Here is an 18,175-nt window from a genome sequence, read left to right as displayed (position 1 = left end):
CATAAAGCGCGCCCGTCGACCGCAAACGAGCCCCCTGATGTCGCTCCAGCTCTATCTCACCTATGTCGCCGCCTGCATCGTGTTGGCGCTGCTGCCCGGGCCAGTGGTGACCCTGGTGATCGCCAATGGCCTGCGCTACGGCACCCGCGCGGCGCTGACCAACATCGCAGGCGCCCAGCTCGGGCTCGGCATCGTGATCGCGCTGGTCGCGGTCGGGCTGACCACGCTGATGGCGACGATGGGCTACTGGTTCGATTGGGTCCGCTTTGCCGGCGCCGCCTATCTGGTCTGGCTCGGCATCGCCCTGATCCGGGCGCCGGTGCATGCGCTGGCCGACGATACGCCGCCGCCGCCGCCGCGCGGCGGATTCTTCCTGCAAGGCCTGTTGGTGCTGCTCAGCAACCCGAAGGTGATGGTGTTCTTCGGCGCCTTCATTCCGCAGTTCGTCGACATGAACCGCGATCATGTCCCGCAGGTGGCGCTGCTCGGCGTCACCTTCATGGCCACGGTCGTCGTCACCGACGCGGTCTATGCGTTGCTCGCCGGCCGGGCGCGCCAGTTCTTCTCGGCGCGGCGGACGCGGCTGCTGTCGCGGATCTCCGGCGGCTTCATGATCGGCGGCGGCATCTGGCTGGCGTTGTCGCGGGCGCGGTAGGTCAGGCCGAAGCAGGCAGCAGCGCCTGCGCACGCAATGATTGTTCGATCGCGCGCAGCGCTTTCGCCAGCCGCTCCGCCCATGCGATCTGGCCCGCCTCGGTCTCGATCTGGTCCTGCCGGATCTCGAGGCCGGAATTGATCAGCCCGCGCTGCTCGCCATGCACCGGGATCGTGTAGTCGGTGGCATCGTCGACCGCATAGGGCTCGTTGTCGCCGACCACCAGGCCGGCTTCGCTACGCAACGCTTCCAGCAGCAGCGGCGGCAGCACGGTGTCGCGGTTGTACAGCGTGCCGATATGCCACGGCCGCGCCACGCCATGATAGACCGGCGTGAACGAATGCAATGCCAGCAGGATCGTCGGCTTGGCTTTGGCGAGCCGCTGGTCGATCACCTGCGCGATGCGCTGGTGATAGGGATCGAAAATTCGCTGGCGTCGCTCGTCGGCCGCCGCCGGCGTCAGCTTCTGATTGCCGGGAATCGCGGTGGCCTCGCTGAGCAGCGGAATCGAGCTCGCCGCCTGCGGCGGCCGGTTGCAGTCGATCACCAGCCGAGAAAACCGCTGCGCGATCAGCTGCGCGCCCAACATGTCCGACAATCGCTCGGCGACGCCGGCAATGCCGACATCCCAGGCGATGTGGCGGACAAGCTCGCTGGCCGGCAGCCCGAGATCGCCGAGTTCCGGCGGAATCTGGCGGCCGTAGTGATCGCAGGTCAGCAGGAACGGCGAGCGGCCCGCGGAATTCCTCTCGATGACAGGAACCTCCAGGGTTCCGAGGAGTCGTCGTTGTTCACCCGCTGCGTTCATGTCCTGCCCGTGCCTATCGAAACAGCATCACAATCGAGCAGGCATCGGTATAGATGTGAGCGCGCAAAGTCACGCCATGAATACTCGATATGAATGCCTCGCCGATGCCGCTGCTGACGATCCATCACACCACCGAATATCGCTATGCCCGCCCGGTCGCCTTCGGCGAGCACCGGGTGATGCTGCGGCCGCGCGACGGTCACGATCTGCGGATGCTGGCCGGTCAGCTGGAGATTTCGCCGGAGCCGATGTCGCTGCGCTGGATTCATGACGTGTTCGGCAACTCGGTGGCGATCGCCACCTTTGACGAGCGCGCCACCACGCTGACCTTCAGTTCGACCGCGACGGTGGAGCACAACCCGACCGAGGAATTCGCGCTGACGCCGCAGGACCGCGCCTATTTCTACCCGTTCCTCTATGAGGACGAGGAGTTCCCCGACCTCGTGCACTTCATCACCCCGCAATATGGCGACCCCGACGGCGAGCTGTCGTTCTGGGCGCGCGGCTTTCTCGACGCCGAGGGGCCGACCCCGACCTTCAATATCCTTGCCGGCATGACCCATGGCATCCGCGCCGGCTTCGCCTATCGCAAGCGCCACGCCCACGGCACCCAGCATCCGCTCGACACGCTGCAGAGCGGCACCGGCACTTGCCGCGACTTTGCGCTGTTGATGATCGAGGCGCTGCGGCGGCTCGGCATCGCCGCACGGTTCGTCTCCGGCTATCTGTTCGTGCACGGCGACCGCGCCCACGGCTATGTCGGCGGCGGCTCGACCCATGCCTGGGTGCAGGTCTATCTGCCGGCCGCCGGCTGGATCGAATTCGATCCGACCAACGGCATCGTCGGCAGCCGCGATCTGGTGCGCGTCGCGGTGGCGCGCGATCCGCAGCAGGCGATCCCGCTGCACGGCACCTATATCGGCGGCGCCGACGAATTTCTCGGCATGGATGTCAGCATCAGTGTGGTGTCGGCCGGCGACCCGGTCGACCCGCCGCGGAATGACAACCTGCGGTTCAGTTAGATTCTGATCAAGTCGAGTCGAAGCAGCGCGGCATCGGAAACGCGCTCCCTCTCCCATGGGGAGAGGGTTGGGGTGAGGGGGTAATGCCTATCGATGGGCCGCAGCCCCTCACCCGGCGCTACGCGCCGACCTCTCCCTATGGGAGAGGTGAAGAAGGACCCGCGGCGAGGTGATTCCACATCATTGAATCGGACTCTGGTATAAGACGACCGGGTTCCATCACGCGGCGGCACATGATGCAGGACCGATTGTTTGTCTACGGCACCTTGATGCGCGGCTTCGACCATCCGATGTCGCGGCTGCTGTCAGCGCAAGCGGATTTTCTCGGCGCGGCCACGGTGCGTGGCCGGCTTTATCTGGTGCGGCACTATCCCGGGCTCACGCCATCGGACAATGCCGCCGACTTGGTATTCGGCGAATTGTTCCGTCTGCATCGGCCGCGCGAACTGCTGGCACAACTCGACGCCTATGAAGGCTGCGGAGCCGATGCCGAAGCGCCCGCGGAATATCGCCGCGAGCTCTATCCGGTCACGCTCGGCGATGGCGCACTAAGCGAAGCGCCGAGCGAGGCCTGGACCTACCTCTACAATTGGCCGGTCGCGCAACTGCCGCGAATCGCCTCCGGGCGATTCGACGTCGAGCTGCCGCGTCCGGATCGGTAGCGGTTCAGGGGGCCTGCATCGCCCGCATCTCGAGACGCGCGGTCACGGCCAGCGGCAGCAGCGCCAGCCAGTCCGGATCGCCCGGCTCGGTCAGGCAGAAACTCGGAAAGTCGTAGGTCTCGACGCAGCCCATCGCGATGTCGAGCGTCAGATCGCAATCCGAACATTTCCAGGAATGAATTTCATAGACGCCATCAATGGCTTCGGCGCCCAGCGGCGTCATGAGATTGTGGCATCGATTGCAGATCGCCATGGTACCCGCTCCTTTGGTGGTTGGCGTGGCCGGTTCCTGTCGGAAGCGGCCGCAAAGCGAGCCCTGCCTGGATTGTCCGAATCTCCCTAGCGTTGTGCCGACGTTCAGGTCGGGCAGGCAGTGGAGGCCCAGTTTTGCTGCACCGCAATGCGCCAGATCAAAATCCACGAGCCGCGACTTAGCCATTGGTCGAGTGGGCGACGCAGGACGCCCGACTGAACTACCGATGAGCAGCCAGTCGAAAATCGATTTCCCGCGTCACGTAAGCCCATTCCGCGGTCCGCCGCAATTCGCCGACCAGATCCTCGAACAGCGTGGCATCCGTCGGGGCATATTCGAACCAGGTCAGGAAATCGAACGGCTCTCCGAGGTCGCGGCAGTGGTAGAGCTGCCGCGCGATCGCCGGCAGATATTTCAGCGAGCCGGCGATGTGGTGCGACTTGTCCTCAAAAATCTGCCGACGCTCGTCCTGAGTCAGCTCCCACCAGGCGGCGGATTTTTGAATCGGGATCAGCGCGGCGCAGGTTGCCCCGCTGCGTCCAAGCCCGGCCTGCCGGGCGCCGAGCTGGATCTTCTCGTTGCGCTCGACATAGCGGACGTGGCTGGCCACGCCGGTGAGTTGCCAGCTGGACTCGGACGGCCCAACAGAGCACGCAAGATCGGTTGCTTGTTCGATCGCAAGATACCGGACCGGCGGCAACGCTGCACCGCTGACCGGTGCTTGCATCGTCACCCGCCAAACGCCATCGTCGCCGCCGCGAAAGATCGTGAACATGGATCATCGAACCGTGGAACGGCGACGGGTTCAAGCCCGTTTTTTTGGCTTATTCTTTTGCTGCATGTAGGAGCGCAGCACCGCATTGATGCGGCGCTGATAGCCGTCGCCGTCGCGTTTGAAATAGTCCAGCACGTCCTCGTCGAGGCGGATCGAAATCGCCTTCTTCTTTGGGGGGATGACGAGGACGGCGTCCGACCAGTCGAGATTCTCGAACTCAGCCCAATCAGGATCGTTGGCGATGGCGGCTTCCAACTCTTCTTCGGTAATAGCGGCCACGCGAGCCCAGTCAGTCTTTCCTCGCGAGCGCTCAAGGCGTCCGTCGGCATGTTCGAGGATGTTGGTCCCATCGTCCAAGGTGGCGATCAGCTTCACGATGTCTTCTGCGGGTTCAGCCATAGCGTTTCCTCTCAGACCTCCGCGCAAGTCGTGCCGATATGATCCTTAGCGAGTCAACTCGGGGGGTGGAGATGACAGCAATGACAAATTGCCTAAGCCTGCCAACGGTGACGTAGCGAATCTCGCCGGGCGGGTGCTTCGACCGATAAGTGTAGTTTGCCGAGTCGCGAAAGACTTCGACCGCGTCGACAAAATCAATTCCATGCTTGTAGATATTGATGCGCCGTTTGTTCTCATCCCATGTGAACGAATGCGGTTGCCAATACGGATTGGCTTCGTTGCCGGCCATGCCGTTACTCCCGAATTTGAAGATACGGTGCGTGTTGCCCATTCTCCGGGGATGACGGCGGGCCGCTGGCCCTCAATTTTGTATATACACTTGTATTTCATCAAATTCAATGTTTGGCGATGTTTATATGTTGGACAAGTCGCGGCCCCTCGGTACGGCGGCCGAGCAACCCTATATCCATGATCGGTTGGCTCAGCCGCCGGACAACCCCCCACGACTCGAAGTAGACTTGCCCGATGCGCTTCACGCCGCAATTTCTGGACGAACTGAAGGCCCGGCTTCCGGCGTCGGAAGTGGTGGGCCGGCGCGTGAAATTGAAGAAGGCGGGGCGGGAGTGGAAGGGGCTGTCGCCGTTCCAGCAGGAGAAATCGCCGTCGTTCTTCGTCAATGACGAGAAGCAGGCCTGGTTCGATTTTTCCTCTGGCAAGAATGGCAGCATCTTCGACTTCGTGATGCTGACCGAGGGGGTGGATTTCCCCGAAGCGGTGGAGCGGCTGGCCGCGATGGCGGGACTGGCAATTCCGGTCGCCTCGCCCGACGCCGCCCGGCACGAGCAGCATCGCAAGACGCTGTACGACGTGATGGAACTCGCGGCGAAATACTTCGCCGACCATCTGGCGTCGCGGGCCGGCGCCCGCGCCCGCGGCTATCTCGCCGACCGCGCGATGACGCAGGCGGCGCAGTTGAAATTCCGCGTCGGCTATGCGGGCGCTGACCGCTTCGCGCTGAAGGAGCATCTCGGCAAGCACGGAATTCCGGTCGCCGACATGGTCGAGGCCGGGCTACTGGTCGCCGGTGAAGACATCCCGGTGCCGTATGATCGGTTTCGCGATCGGGTGATGTTTCCGATCACCGACATCCGCGGTCGCGTCATCGCCTTCGGCGGCCGCGCGCTGGAGAAGGACGTCGCGGCGAAGTATCTGAATTCGCCGGAAACGCCGCTGTTTCACAAGGGCGACAATCTCTACAATTTCGCCACCGCGCGGAAGGCCGCGCATGACGGCGCGCCGTTGATCGTGGTCGAAGGCTATGTCGACGTCATCGCCATGGTGGGCGTCGGCTTTGCCGCCACGGTGGCGCCGCTCGGCACCGCGCTGACCGAAAACCAGCTCGCGCTGCTGTGGAAGATGGCCGACGAGCCGATCCTGTGCTTCGACGGCGACAAGGCCGGTCAGAAGGCGGCGTGGCGCGCCGCCGATCTGGCGCTGCCGCATCTGAAGCCCGGCAAGAGTCTCCGATTCGCGCTGCTGCCCGAGGGCCAGGACCCTGACGATCTGGCGCGCTCCGGCGGCCGGCTGGCGGTCGAGGAAGTGATCGGGGCGGCGCGCGGCCTCGCCGATCTGTTGTGGACGCGCGAGATCGAGGGCGGCGTGTTCGCCACGCCGGAGCGGCGGGCGGCGCTGGAGGCGCGGATCAATGCGCTCGCGGCCGGGATCCAGGACGAAGTGGTGCGGCGCTATTACCGCCAGGACCTGACCGAGCGGCTGCGGCTGGCCTTCGCACCGCAAGGCGGCAGCCGCTATGGCGGCGGCGGTTTCCGCGGCCAGGCCGGCGGGTTCGGCGGCGAATCAGGCCGCCGGTTTCAGCCGCGCACCACCTTCACCCCGGGTGCCGCGGGCCGAATCGAGCCGCGGCGCGGGCAGGCTTCGGCCGGCAGCCAGACCATCAACCGCGGCCCCTACCAGGTGGCCAGCCCCCACCTCGCCAACAGCCCGATCATGCGCGGCCAGCGCAGCGCGATGTCGCGCCGCGAGGCGCTGATCCTGCAATCGCTGCTCAACCACCCCTGGTTGTTGCACGACCACCTCGAGGAGGTGGCGGCGCTGGAACTGGCGCATCCGGAGGCGCACCGGCTGCGCGCCGGGATCATCGCCGCCTTCGCCCACGACCATCATCATGGCGACGACCCGTCCGAACAGAGCGAAAAACTCCGCGCCGATTTGGAAAAGGCCGGGTTATCCGAGCAATTGCAACGGGTTGAGCGGGCGATCACGACCCACGCGGTGTGGGGCGCGCAACCCGGCGCGGCCCACGAGGACGTTCTTTCGACCTGGCATCAACTTGTTGCCTTGCATCGACAATCCCACTCCTTACTTAGGGAATTGAAGGATGCTGAGCTGGCTCTGGGCGAGGACGGCAGCGAAGCCAACATCGCTTGGTTGCGCGACGTCAAGGCCCGCCTGTCCGAAGTGGACGGAACCGAGGCGCTGATCGAGGGATTCGGCGAATCCTCCGGCCGGTTCCAGCGCAGCATGTGATTCGAAAAGCTGCGGACGGCGGCCGCCGAAACCGCGAAAAGACTCGCCAAACCTCGGATTTGGCTGCAGAAACAGGGTTAATCAGGACTTAAGGGCCTTCCGGTAGAAGGCTCCAGCGAGAGTTGAGAGATCAGTGAGATCGTGTCGGGTGGCGAGGTCGTGCGCCGCCCTTTCGGCGTCGAGATCGACCCAACAATTTGAATGGCGGGGCGGCGACGCCCCCTGCGTGAGCGCGTTTCAGGAGCATTGAATGGCCAGCAAGGCAAAGACGCTGCAGGTGAAGGACAAGGAAAAGGACGACAAGGCCGACGCGCCCGAGAAGGACTCCCCCGACGCGCCGTCGCCGTTGCTCGATCTGTCCGACGCCGCCGTCAAGAAGATGATCAAGCAGGCCAAGAAGCGCGGCTTCGTGACCTTCGATCAGCTCAATGACGTGCTGCCCAGCGACACCACCTCGCCGGAGCAGATCGAGGACATCATGTCGATGCTGTCCGAGATGGGCATCAATGTGTCGGAGTCGGATGACGCCGACAGCGACGAAGAGGAAGCCAAGGAAGAAGCCGAGGAAGAGCCCGACAACGAACTGGTCGAGGTGACGCAAAAGGCGGTCACCGAGACCAAGAAGTCGGAGCCCGGCGAGCGCACCGACGATCCGGTCCGCATGTACTTGCGTGAAATGGGCACCGTCGAGCTGTTGTCGCGCGAGGGCGAAATCGCCATCGCCAAGCGGATCGAGGCCGGTCGCGAGGCGATGATCGCGGGCCTGTGCGAAAGCCCGCTGACGTTCCAGGCCATCATCATCTGGCGCGACGAGCTCAACGAAGGCAAGATCTTCCTGCGCGACATCATCGACCTCGAGGCCACCTATGCGGGTCCCGACGCCAAGAACGGCATGAACCCGGCGCTGATCGCGCCGCCGGTGGCGAGCGATGAATCCGCCGACGGCAATGGCGCCGCGCCCGCGCATGTCGCGCCGCCCGCCGCGCCGCCGTCGCCGACCCCGTTCCGCGCCGCGCCGCAGCCGGCCGCTGCTCCCGCGGGCGAGAGCACGTCGGAAGCCGCCGATGATGGCGACGACGACGAGTTCGAGAACCAGATGTCGCTCGCCGCGATCGAGGCCGAGCTGAAGCCGAAGGTGGTCGAGACCTTCGACAAGATCGCCGAGAACTACAAGAAGCTGCGCCGCCTGCAGGAGCAGGACATCTCGAACCAGCTGCAGAACGAAACGCTGTCGCCGGCCCAGGAGCGCAAGTACAAGAAGCTGAAGGACGAGATCATCGTCGAGGTGAAGTCGCTGCGGCTGAACCAGGCCCGTATCGATTCCCTGGTCGAGCAGCTCTACGACATCAACAAGAAGCTGGTGTCGTTCGAGGGCCGCCTGCTGCGGCTCGGCGACAGCCACGGCGTCGCCCGCGAGGATTTCCTGCGCAACTACCAGGGCTCCGAGCTCGATCCGCGCTGGCTCAATCGCGTCTCCAAGCTCTCCGCCAAGGGCTGGAAGAACTTCGTCCACCACGAGAAGGACCGGATCAAGGAGCTGCGCGGCGAGATCCAGCAGCTCGCCGCATTGACCGGGCTCGAGATCGGCGAGTTCCGCAAGATCGTGCACGGCGTGCAGAAGGGCGAGCGCGAGGCGCGCCAGGCCAAGAAGGAAATGGTCGAGGCCAATCTGCGCCTCGTCATCTCGATCGCCAAGAAATACACCAATCGCGGCCTGCAATTCCTCGATCTGATCCAGGAAGGCAATATCGGCCTGATGAAGGCGGTCGACAAGTTCGAGTATCGCCGCGGCTACAAATTCTCGACCTACGCGACCTGGTGGATCCGGCAGGCAATCACCCGCAGCATCGCCGACCAGGCCCGCACCATCCGCATTCCGGTGCACATGATCGAGACCATCAACAAGATCGTGCGCACCAGCCGGCAGATGCTGAACGAAATCGGCCGCGAGCCGACCCCGGAAGAGCTCGCCGAAAAGCTCGGCATGCCGCTGGAGAAGGTGCGGAAGGTTCTGAAGATCGCCAAGGAGCCGCTGTCCTTGGAAACCCCGGTCGGCGACGAGGAAGATTCACACCTCGGCGATTTCATCGAGGACAAGAATGCGATCCTGCCGATCGACGCCGCGATCCAGTCCAATTTGCGCGAAACCACCACGCGGGTGCTGGCCTCGCTGACGCCACGCGAGGAGCGCGTGCTGCGCATGCGCTTCGGCATCGGCATGAACACCGACCACACGCTGGAAGAAGTCGGCCAGCAGTTCTCGGTGACCCGCGAACGTATCCGGCAGATCGAGGCGAAGGCGCTCAGGAAGCTGAAGCATCCGAGCCGGTCGCGGAAGCTGCGGAGCTTCTTGGACAACTAGGCTGACAAACGAAATAGACTATCTGCTTGCGTGAATGGCCGGGCTCGTCCCGGCCATTCGTTTGTCCGCGAGGCATCTCGGTCCCCCTCCCCCTTGCGGGGAGGGTCGGCCGAGCGAAGCGGAGGCCGGGGTGGGGGTGCCACGAGGCGAGGCTTCCGTTGTGGCCCCCACCCCCGACCCCTCCCCGCAAGGGGGAGGGGAGAAGCGACAATCACCTTCCAGCGCCGTAGGGTGGGTTAGGCGAAGCCGTAACCCACCATTTCGAGCGCGGCGGATTACGCCTTCGGCTCATCCGCCCTACGAGCTACGAGCTAGGCGTTCCGCCAGCTCATGGACGCAGAATATTAGCGCGTCCTCACAAACGGCTGCTGGTGGCATTCTGCCCTCAGCTCGACGCAACGAGCGACGATCTGTCAAAAAAGCGATCGTCGCGAATTGCCCTTATAAATAGCCTACTTTGAGGATTCTGTTCGCTGAACGTCCCTCCGCGAAGAGGATCGCTACGTCATTCCAGCGTTGGATCGGCATGCGCCTACGATCAATGGCAGCTCAGCTTTTCGCTTTCATCTTTGGCTCAGCTTTTATTCCACAAGTCGCATATGATCTATGTATTTGTTATTAATCTATTTTATTTTATAAATTGGTTTGGACGTTTCGCCAACTTACAAATTCAGAATATTAGCGCGACCTCACAAATGGCTGCCTGTGGCATTCTGCCCTTAGCTCGACGCAACGAGCGACGAACTGTCAAAAAGGCGATCGTCGCGAAGTTCCCTTATAAATAGACTACTTTGAGGATTTTGTTCGCTAAACGTCCCTCCGCGAAGAGGATCGCTACGTCATTCCAGCGTTGGATCGGCATGCGCCTACGATCAACGGCAGCCCAGCTAGATTCCCACAATGTATGCCATTACATTTGAGCATATCTTGCATACAGCTCCAACAATTCTGATAAATCCTTTTATAGACAATATGTTATAGATAATTTTGGAGAGGATGTTGAATGCGTACTGTGGGATAGCTATCATCCATAAAATAATGCAAGGATCTATCGCTTTTTGGGGATTGACAGTGATCATATCGGGAACATAAGCTGCAAATCGAAGTCGCATAGCCAACACGGTTCTGCAAAAACGAAATTTGATTGGGGTGGTATTGTTTTGCACGTTATGGAGATAAGTGATGTCAGACGAACGCATCAAACTTCGGATCGATCTTAAGAGCGGCACTCTCGAACTCGATTGTCTGCCTGATGATTTCGACAACGCAATTCAGAAGACGAGAGAGTTGGCTGCTAGTCTTCAGTTTGGCGAAAAGGGAATCGGTGAGGGGTTGCCCGACTCAAGATCAGATAGTGCGGCGTCAAAATCGCCATCAGAGCCCGCACCGACGGTCAAGACTCGCGAGCGAGGACGCGCGTCGGGGGCTAAGCCTTCCACAGGCCGGCCAGGTCGCATAGGCAGCTTTGACCCTATACGGGACCTTCTAGATGAGGATCAGCACAAAGCGATCCATGCCTTTATGCGGGAAAAGGCTCCGCTAGATCAGGAAGATCAGGTCTTGGTGGCGGCGCATAAAGGAGAGCAGCTTCTGAAACGCCAAGGATTCTCATACAATGAACTTTACACGTTGCTGTGGCGGGCCGGTGTAGATCCGCTACCCAAAGCCATTGACGTTGTTATTCAGCGACTAATTCAAGATCAGAAGATGGACAGAGGCGAGGACGGTTATTTCGTAAAGTTCCTTGGCCATAGTCGGGTTGAAAAAGAGTTGCCGGCATCTGCTCGTGACTAGAGCCTGAATCTCTCAAATGAGCTTCGCGATGATCGATGGCGTCAATAAATTCTATAACTCGATTGCGGCCGCATCAGCGCTGAAGGACTCCGAACTTGTCAGCCTGTTTGTGTACTACTTAACAGCAATAAGCGGAGAGCAATCTGCGACCGTTACCTCTGTAAGCGACTGCTTCAAAGCTTGCGATTTAGCGCCGCCAGCGCGTGTCGCACCCTATTTATCAGAAGGTCTTAGTTCAGAGCCTCAAAAGTACATCAAGGCTAATGGAGGCTATAAGCTGCAAAGACATTATCGCGAGCGGCTTGCAGCGAAGTTTATCGAGGTTAATGATCCTCCGGAAAAAGCTTTATCGAATACAGAAGGGTTGATGACTGAGGACGAGTGTAAGCTATTGGAATCTCTTAGAGAGGTTGTGCCGTCGGCAGCCCTATCCTATCACCAAGCCTTGCTCGATTTGCGCTACAACGAAAGAATGTCCTTCAGAGGGCCCGCTCTTGAACTGAGAGAAGTTCTCCGTGAAGTACTAGATCATATGGCGCCAGACGAAAAAGTCACCGGGGCGATTGGCTTCAAATTAGAACAAGGCCGATCAAGCCCAACTATGAAACAGAAAGTTCGATACATCCTTCGGTCGCGCGGCGTAGGAAAAACGAAGAGTGCGTCTCCCGAAGGGTCAGCAAGCGCTGTTGATGAGATTGTCAGCAACCTCACTCGGTCAATCTACGATTTGGGGTCCCTTGCGACCCATGTGGCATCAGAAAGAAGACAAGTACTGCAGGTGAAACGATACATCGACGCCGTACTGCACGACATTTTGGCGACACCTTAGGGTCGCAAGACGCTCGACGTTGACAACACAAGTTTCTCGGTTTATATTCCTATCCACCCCGCTCCACCAACGAGGGGCGGCTCGCGATCGTCACTAGTCGCGGGGCGGGGTGCGGTGGACGCGGCAGCGTCAGGCGCGGAGGGAAGGCGGCAGGGGATGCCGTGGCTGCGAGTCCGCAGGGCTCGGCCGCGGCATCTATGGAGCCGCCGGACCGAAACGCTGACGACGACGCTGTGCGGTGCGGGCCGGGGCGGAGATGCGCTCCACTCACATCGCCGTTGCGCGCCGGCCCAAGTCGTGTGGTCCCGACGCCCGTCGCTGGCGTCAAGGGATGGAGCGCCTGTACGCCAACCGGCCGCAGGAAACCACCGGTTCAGACCCTCCGGTCTTCCGGACAGCTCAGTCCCGACGGTGACGAACCCAAGCGAAACGCCACCGGGGAGAGCACGAAGCAAGCCGGAAGCCTCACCGCGTGCGGAACGCCGGACGTCTCTGGTGCGCCGTGGTGACTAACTCGTGCGCTTGTTTTCATTGCGCATGAGGCTGCGGACGCATCGCGCGTCCGGCGTTCCGCGCGCCCTCGTTGTGGGCGCGGCGCGAAGGGGAAGCTCCCCGCGCCAAAACCCTCCGGCGTCCCCGCGCCGTCAAACAACAGGGGCGATGACGCATGTTTTATCGACGCCGCAATCCAGAGCGACCTGCGCGCCGAACACTGCTCAAGTCGCCGACTACGCAGCCATTGGCGAACTAGGAAATCTACCAGTATTTCCGCTTTTGACATATACATGTCACAAATCTGCAAACATGTTCCTCGTGATTCGGAGCAAGGGAGCAGATGGACGCAAACTTGCTGACGGTCGACCGCGAGATCGTGGGTTTCCACGAAGTCGAAATCGATGCCGACCGTATCAGCGGGTTGCGCAGTCCCCGAAAGCTCGCCGGTCCCAGCGTCACCGTGCTCGGAGTGGGACTTGGACTTGGAGCAAGCCACGCCGGTGTGGCGTTCGGCCCGGCAGCGCTCCGCTCAGCTGAGATCATCGCTCGCCTGCGGGATGGCGGATATGACATCACCGACTGCGGCGACCTCCAGGTGCTACCTTTCACCACGAATAGCTCGGCGTTCTCCCCCGGCGTTCACCATGCCGCCGAACTGAGAAGCTGGATCTGCGCGATCAGCCGTCAGTCCTATGAGCTGGCCCGGAGCGGCAGCATCCCGATCGTGCTCGGCGGCGAGCACAGCGTTTCGATCGGAACGATCAACGGCGTTGGCCGCTACTGGAAGCAGCGGGGACGCCCCTATTTCGTGATCTGGATCGACGCGCACGCCGATATGGATACGCCTTCGACCTCGCCAAGCGGCAGCCTCGCCGAGATGGCGGCGGCCGTCGTGCTCAGCGAGGACGGCTGTGACGATTTCATGGCCGACGGACCGGCGCTCGCGCTCGCGCCCAGTCACCTTGCGCTGCTTGGCCTGCAATGGTCCGCTCCGGAGGAGCGGCAGGCACTGGCGCGCCGCGGCGTCATCGCGATTTCTCTTGAAGGAGTTGTGGCCCGGCAGGCGATGGCAGCGATGGATCATCTGCTTGAACGCATCGCCGCATGTGACGGCGTGATTCACGTCAGCATCGATGTCAGCGTGGTGCGTGCGGCCTCGGCGGGCACGCGAGCGGTGTCGCGGCAGCATTGGGACCAGCTGCTCGCGATCGTGGGGCGGATCGGTCGCTCGGGCCGCATTGTCGCCGCGGACCTGGTTGAATTGAATCCGGTGCTCGACGATTGTTGCTCGCAGGCCGATCGCGCTGTCCAACTGCTCTGCACCGCTGTTGGAACGGCCGGGTCGATACGGTCACGGATCGCCGTTTGAACGGCGGACGTCAGCTCACCTCGCGGCCACGTCGCGCGCGGCCGGCGCGACACAGGAGCAGTGCCGATGCGCAGCGGAAATTTACTCGACCATCTCCCCGTCGCGGCGCCCGACGAGCGGCTCGAGACGCTGCTGGCGCGCGGCGACGTCCGGATCGAGCGCATCGTCTCAACCGGGCAGGCGAGTCCGCCGGGATTCTGGTACGATCAGGCCGAGCACGAATTCGTGGTGCTGCTGGCCGGTGCGGCGACGCTGCGGTTCGAGGCCGACGATCGCGCGCTGGCGTTGACGCCCGGCAGCTTCGTCGAGATCCCGGCGCATTGTCGGCATCGCGTCGAGGCGACCCAAGGCGATCCGCCGACGGTGTGGCTGGCGGTGTTCTGTCCCTGAGCGCGGGGTCGACGCTGCCGGACCGCGATCAGCCGCGGCCGGGCTTGGCGGTCGAGATGCGGGCGAGCGCGAGCTTGCCGCCGCCATGATGGTCGCGATCCTCGCGGCCCATCGCCATGATGGCGCTGCCCATCACCGCCGAGCCGAACGTCACCACGAAGCCGAACAGCAACAGCCCGAGCGCGGTGCCGGGCGAATCGTCGGCAAGGATCAGGTCGCGCAGCCCGCCGGGATTGATCGCCAGCAGCCCGCCGACCACCACCGAGGCGATCGCGATCCCGATCGCCAGATTGATCGCCAGCAGCCGGAACAGCGGCACCTTGAACAGCCGATGCCTCGGCAGAAGCCGCGCCCATGGTCGCCGTTGCTTGGTCATCGCATCACCTGCAAGTCGATATCATCCACAACCCTAGCAAATTTCATGCAACGCCGGAAGCAAATTGCCGCTGGTCGATCGCTCGCGCGAGACGCGCCCTTACATAGCTACCAGCTGAATGCGCGAGACGGCAGTTTAGCTGGGCCGGCGCGGATTGAACGCGGCGATCAGGAAGCCGCGGACGAAGTCCTGAATGGCGCGATAGAACCCGCGATGGCTTTCGAACTCGTCGTGATCGAGGGAAGTATGTGTGACCGTCGACAAAACTGAACCTTCCGTTAGGGGTGGATGTGCGCCACGCGGCGCGGAACCACCAACATGCGGCGAAGCCGTTAACGAGTGGTGTGGATCCGGCGCGCCGCCGCCGGGCTCCGGCATTGCGTGAACGAGCGCTGAAACAAGTTCGATCGAATTGTCGCAATCCGAGCCTGGCTGATCGCAGCACCGGCCGGCCCGCGATCGCGCAGTCTCGTTCGGCGTTCCGGAATACGGGGCTGTGGAGTCCGGACGGCTCCGGCCAATCCGCCCGACCAGCTAACGACGCCCACCTTTCCTTGCGAACTCGGCGTCGGACAGGTTCCAGTCCTGGCGCAGCTCCAGCACCGCCAACAAAACGACGGCAACTCCCAAAGTGATATGAAACAGACGCACCGTGCCCGCGTAACCGAACACAAATGGCGAGGCGATCAGCCACGCGCCACAGGCGGCTTCGCAAGCTTCTTCCCAGCGGCGCAGATCGACCAGCTCCGCGGCGCCAAGCGCCAATACGAGGATGCCGACAATCGTGGCATTCGCTGCCACGGCATGACTGTCCGAATCCGAACTGCCGGTCAGCCAGGCGGTGAGCAGGATCACCGCGCCCAGCGCCATGCTGACGCAATCTTCCCAACCGTAGTGGATACCGAAGAAACGAATGCTTGCCATTGTCGCTTCCTCTCGATCGCAATGCGCGCAGCGTACCACGTTTGCCGCTTGCCATGCGATCGACGCAGCAGGCCGTTGCGCATACGAGCTATGGATTCCGTGCTCACTCGCGGCTGGCGCCGCTTGCGCCCCGGAAATGACGAATGAAAAATTCCCACGTAGTTGACAACCTGATCAGATTAGGATTATATTCCACGCATCCCGCCTCACTGAGAGGGGCGGCTCGCGATCGTCACGGTCTGCGGGGCGGGATGCGGTGGACGCGGCAGCGTCAGGCGGGAAGGCCGGTCGGGAGGGTGGTCGCGAGGCGTCCATGACCCGGTCGGAGACAACGCTGACGACGGCGCTGCGCGACGGCCGCGAGGTTGCAGCCGGTTTCGACCGGGTGCGCTTTGCGACCATCGCTTCGCGGACGGCCCAAGGCGTGTGGTCCCGATGCCCCGCGTGGCATCAACCCGAGGAGTTCCCGCAAAATCCTGCGGGAAGAGCTTATCGGGGACGGCGACGAGAAACCGTGTCGGCCGCCGGGGAGCAACGAGATAAGCCTTTAAAACCATCGCGTGCGGAACGCCGGGTGAAGCCGGTGTAGCCGTGGTGACTACGCTCGTGTGCTTTTCAATTTCGCACACGAGGCTGCGGGTGCATCGCGCACCCGGCGTTCCGCGCGCCCTCTCTCCGGAAAGGGCGGGAATGCTCACCCCACAGCCCGGGCGCATCGCGCCGCGGGAACGATGGCACGCATCCGGACTCATTGTGGATGTTTGAAAAACCAATCCGAACTCTCGTTGGACCTGTCCCGGGCGCGATGCGGCATTCTTCATGCCGCTTCGCAGAACCGGCCCCGCTTTCAAGCGCATCCCGGGCATGCGGATCTTCGGGGCAAAGCGGTGCAGCCTTGTTGGCATCCTCACCTCATCGACGCTGGCGGGCCGGAGCAGTCGTTGTTCGGACACAGATCCCATGTCATCATGCGTCGTCACAACAATCTGGTTGATTCATGATCATTCGCGCGTTCGCCGGCTTTCTGTTCTCCCTTCTGATTGCGCTTCCCGCGCAGGCCGCGCGCTGCGGCGGCGATTTCAACGCCTTCGTCGCGGCGATGTCGCAAGAGGCCGCCAGCGCCGGGGTCTCGCAGGCCGTGATCGCGCAGGCGCTCGGCGGCGTCACCCAGGATCCAGCGGTGTTGTCGTTCGACCGCCGTCAGCGCGGCACCTTCAACAAGAGCTTCGAGCAATACGTCTCGACCCGGGTCGGGCCGGGCCGGATCAAGGCCGGGCGGTTGATGTTGCAGCGGCACGCGTCGCTGCTGTCGCGGATCGAGCGGCAGTTCGGGGTGCCGCCGCAGATCGTGGTGGCGATCTGGGGGCTGGAATCGGATTTCGGCAAGGGCGACATCGGCAAGATGCCGGTGATCCGCACGCTGGCGACGATGGCGCATGATTGCCGCCGCACCGAACTGTTCCAGGGCGAGCTGCTGGCGGCGCTGAAGATCGTGCAGCGCGGCGACCTGCCGCTGCGGGATCTGATCGGCGCCTTCGCCGGCGAGATTGGCCAGACCCAGTTCCTGCCGTCGTCCTACATCAAATACGGCGTCGATTACGACGGCAATGGCCATGTCGATCTGCGCCACAGCGTGCCGGACGTGCTGGCCTCCACCGCCAACCTGCTGCACAGCGCGGGCTGGCGGCCGGGTGGCTCCTACGAAGAAGGCTCGGCGAATTTCGAGGCGATGCGCGAGTGGAATCGCGCGACGATCTATCGAAAGACCATCGCCTATTTCGCCGACCAGCTGATCGAGCGCTGAACTAGTCTAGCCTGTGGTACCGGCGCGGACCACCTTCTTGACCTGGTCCAGCGTGAAGGTCTGGCCGCCAATCGACAACAGCGGCGGCGTCTTCGACAGATCGGCGGAATCGATCACGCCCTGCACCTCGGTGGAGACTGCGACGTTCTGGCCGGCCGCGTCGGTCGCGGTGATCGACAGCGTGTAGTTGCCGTCAGGCCACTGCGTGCCGTCGTTGCCCTTGCCGTCCCAAGCGAAGGCCTGGTTGCTGCCCGCGGTGATAGTGTATTTGCCGGAATATACCGTCTGCCCGGTCGAGTTCACGATTGAGACCTCAGCCGCCGCCGGCTTGTCGGTGGCCAGCGACCAGCTCGCCTTGCCATTGGCCAACGCTGCCTTGCTGCCGTCGACCACCGCGGTGGCGCCGACGAAGTTCAGCGCCTGGGTCGCCTGCGCGGTGGTCTGCAGCTTCACCAGCGACGCCAGCGCATCGTTGGATTTGAGCTGCTGTTCGACGCCGGCGAACTGCACCAGCTGCTGGGTGAACTGGTTGGTGTCCAGCGGGTCGAGCGGATTCTGGTTCTTCAGCTGGGTGGTCAGCAGCGTCAGAAAGGTCTGGAAATTGTCGGCGATCCCCGTCGTTTTGGTCGAGGTGTTGGTGGTGTTCGGGGTGACGGCACTGGGGGCTGAGACCGGCGGGGTGGCGGTGGTTGCGTCGACTGACATGGCTGT

The 18,175-nt window shown here is 62.6% G+C and carries 19 protein-coding genes; 10 read left to right on the top strand and 9 right to left on the bottom strand.

Annotated elements, in window-relative coordinates; all coding sequences use genetic code 11:
* The first annotated feature begins 37 nt into the window (after positions 1 to 37).
* Positions 38 to 655 carry a LysE family translocator gene (locus HXX15_RS02835; RefSeq protein WP_296512422.1) on the top strand — a complete coding sequence of 206 codons (618 nt, stop codon included), beginning with the start codon at positions 38 to 40 and terminating at the stop codon, positions 653 to 655.
* Position 656: 1 nt separating this feature from the next.
* On the opposite strand, the gene HXX15_RS02830 is transcribed toward HXX15_RS02835, so the two are convergent.
* A complete protein-coding gene (locus HXX15_RS02830) occupies positions 657 to 1,463 on the bottom strand; it encodes an N-formylglutamate amidohydrolase (protein ID WP_296512420.1) in 807 nt (268 codons plus the stop codon).
* 104 nt (positions 1,464 to 1,567) lie between these two features.
* Here HXX15_RS02830 and HXX15_RS02825 point away from each other — a divergent pair, with 104 nt between their 5' ends.
* Together HXX15_RS02825 and HXX15_RS02820 are read left to right on the top strand one after the other, a co-directional pair.
* Positions 1,568 to 2,485 (top strand): transglutaminase family protein, encoded by a 918-nt coding sequence (locus HXX15_RS02825; RefSeq protein ID WP_296514791.1) that lies wholly within the window; start codon positions 1,568 to 1,570, stop codon positions 2,483 to 2,485.
* 233 nt (positions 2,486 to 2,718) lie between these two features.
* Entirely contained in the window at positions 2,719 to 3,147 is a 429-nt protein-coding gene (locus HXX15_RS02820) for a gamma-glutamylcyclotransferase family protein (protein ID WP_296512418.1), read from the top strand.
* Between the two features lie 4 nt (positions 3,148 to 3,151).
* Here HXX15_RS02820 and HXX15_RS02815 read toward each other — a convergent pair whose 3' ends face one another.
* The 4 genes from HXX15_RS02815 to HXX15_RS02800 all read right to left on the bottom strand — a co-directional run bounded on the left by HXX15_RS02815 (position 3,152) and on the right by HXX15_RS02800 (position 4,863).
* Positions 3,152 to 3,400 carry a hypothetical protein gene (locus tag HXX15_RS02815; RefSeq protein WP_296512416.1) on the bottom strand — a complete coding sequence of 83 codons (249 nt, stop codon included), beginning with the start codon at positions 3,398 to 3,400 and terminating at the stop codon, positions 3,152 to 3,154.
* A 220-nt stretch (positions 3,401 to 3,620) separates the two neighbouring features.
* Positions 3,621 to 4,175 (bottom strand): chlorite dismutase family protein, encoded by a 555-nt coding sequence (locus HXX15_RS02810; RefSeq protein ID WP_296512413.1) that lies wholly within the window; start codon positions 4,173 to 4,175, stop codon positions 3,621 to 3,623.
* A 30-nt stretch (positions 4,176 to 4,205) separates the two neighbouring features.
* Positions 4,206 to 4,574: a BrnA antitoxin family protein gene (locus HXX15_RS02805; protein WP_296512411.1), complete on the bottom strand. Its 369-nt coding sequence runs from the start codon at positions 4,572 to 4,574 to the stop codon at positions 4,206 to 4,208.
* Positions 4,567 to 4,863, bottom strand: coding sequence for a BrnT family toxin (locus tag HXX15_RS02800; protein ID WP_296512410.1), 297 nt, complete (start codon positions 4,861 to 4,863; stop codon positions 4,567 to 4,569). The genes HXX15_RS02805 and HXX15_RS02800 overlap by 8 nt, the downstream gene beginning before the upstream one ends.
* Positions 4,864 to 5,099: 236 nt before the next feature.
* On the opposite strand from HXX15_RS02800, the gene dnaG reads away from it, so the two are divergent.
* The 6 genes from dnaG to HXX15_RS02770 all read left to right on the top strand — a co-directional run bounded on the left by dnaG (position 5,100) and on the right by HXX15_RS02770 (position 14,360).
* Positions 5,100 to 7,121: a DNA primase gene (gene dnaG, locus HXX15_RS02795; RefSeq protein ID WP_296512408.1), complete on the top strand. Its 2,022-nt coding sequence runs from the start codon at positions 5,100 to 5,102 to the stop codon at positions 7,119 to 7,121.
* Positions 7,122 to 7,371: 250 nt separating this feature from the next.
* Positions 7,372 to 9,483: an RNA polymerase sigma factor RpoD gene (gene rpoD, locus HXX15_RS02790; RefSeq protein WP_296512406.1), complete on the top strand. Its 2,112-nt coding sequence runs from the start codon at positions 7,372 to 7,374 to the stop codon at positions 9,481 to 9,483.
* 1,182 nt (positions 9,484 to 10,665) lie between these two features.
* Positions 10,666 to 11,277, top strand: a complete 612-nt coding sequence (locus tag HXX15_RS02785) for a hypothetical protein (RefSeq protein ID WP_296512404.1) — start codon at positions 10,666 to 10,668, stop codon at positions 11,275 to 11,277.
* 16 nt (positions 11,278 to 11,293) lie between these two features.
* On the top strand, positions 11,294 to 12,106 hold the full coding sequence (locus HXX15_RS02780; RefSeq protein WP_296512403.1) for a hypothetical protein: 813 nt from the start codon (positions 11,294 to 11,296) through the stop codon (positions 12,104 to 12,106).
* 847 nt (positions 12,107 to 12,953) lie between these two features.
* Positions 12,954 to 13,970 (top strand): arginase family protein, encoded by a 1,017-nt coding sequence (locus HXX15_RS02775; protein WP_296512401.1) that lies wholly within the window; start codon positions 12,954 to 12,956, stop codon positions 13,968 to 13,970.
* Positions 13,971 to 14,036: 66 nt separating this feature from the next.
* Positions 14,037 to 14,360: a cupin domain-containing protein gene (locus tag HXX15_RS02770; RefSeq protein ID WP_296512399.1), complete on the top strand. Its 324-nt coding sequence runs from the start codon at positions 14,037 to 14,039 to the stop codon at positions 14,358 to 14,360.
* Positions 14,361 to 14,388: 28 nt separating this feature from the next.
* Here HXX15_RS02770 and HXX15_RS02765 read toward each other — a convergent pair whose 3' ends face one another.
* The 3 genes from HXX15_RS02765 to HXX15_RS02755 form a co-directional block, all read right to left on the bottom strand.
* Positions 14,389 to 14,736, bottom strand: coding sequence for a hypothetical protein (locus tag HXX15_RS02765; protein ID WP_296512396.1), 348 nt, complete (start codon positions 14,734 to 14,736; stop codon positions 14,389 to 14,391).
* 135 nt (positions 14,737 to 14,871) lie between these two features.
* The gene (locus HXX15_RS02760; RefSeq protein ID WP_296512394.1) at positions 14,872 to 15,000 is read right to left on the bottom strand and encodes a hypothetical protein; all 129 of its coding nucleotides are present in this window, start codon (positions 14,998 to 15,000) and stop codon (positions 14,872 to 14,874) included.
* A 270-nt stretch (positions 15,001 to 15,270) separates the two neighbouring features.
* Positions 15,271 to 15,660: an SPW repeat protein gene (locus HXX15_RS02755; protein ID WP_296512393.1), complete on the bottom strand. Its 390-nt coding sequence runs from the start codon at positions 15,658 to 15,660 to the stop codon at positions 15,271 to 15,273.
* A 997-nt stretch (positions 15,661 to 16,657) separates the two neighbouring features.
* Here HXX15_RS02755 and HXX15_RS02750 point away from each other — a divergent pair.
* Positions 16,658 to 17,464, top strand: coding sequence for a lytic murein transglycosylase (locus HXX15_RS02750; protein ID WP_296512390.1), 807 nt, complete (start codon positions 16,658 to 16,660; stop codon positions 17,462 to 17,464).
* A gap of 6 nt (positions 17,465 to 17,470) precedes the next feature.
* Here the strand turns inward: HXX15_RS02750 and HXX15_RS02745 are convergent, their stop codons facing one another.
* Positions 17,471 to 18,169 carry a flagellar hook capping FlgD N-terminal domain-containing protein gene (locus tag HXX15_RS02745; RefSeq protein WP_296512388.1) on the bottom strand — a complete coding sequence of 233 codons (699 nt, stop codon included), beginning with the start codon at positions 18,167 to 18,169 and terminating at the stop codon, positions 17,471 to 17,473.
* Between the last annotated feature and the right edge of the window lie 6 nt (positions 18,170 to 18,175).

Origin of the sequence: Rhodopseudomonas sp., from assembly GCF_013377015.1 — a bacterium.
GTDB lineage: Bacteria > Pseudomonadota > Alphaproteobacteria > Rhizobiales > Xanthobacteraceae > JARJEH01.
This window is presented reverse-complemented; position numbering and strand designations above follow the sequence as displayed.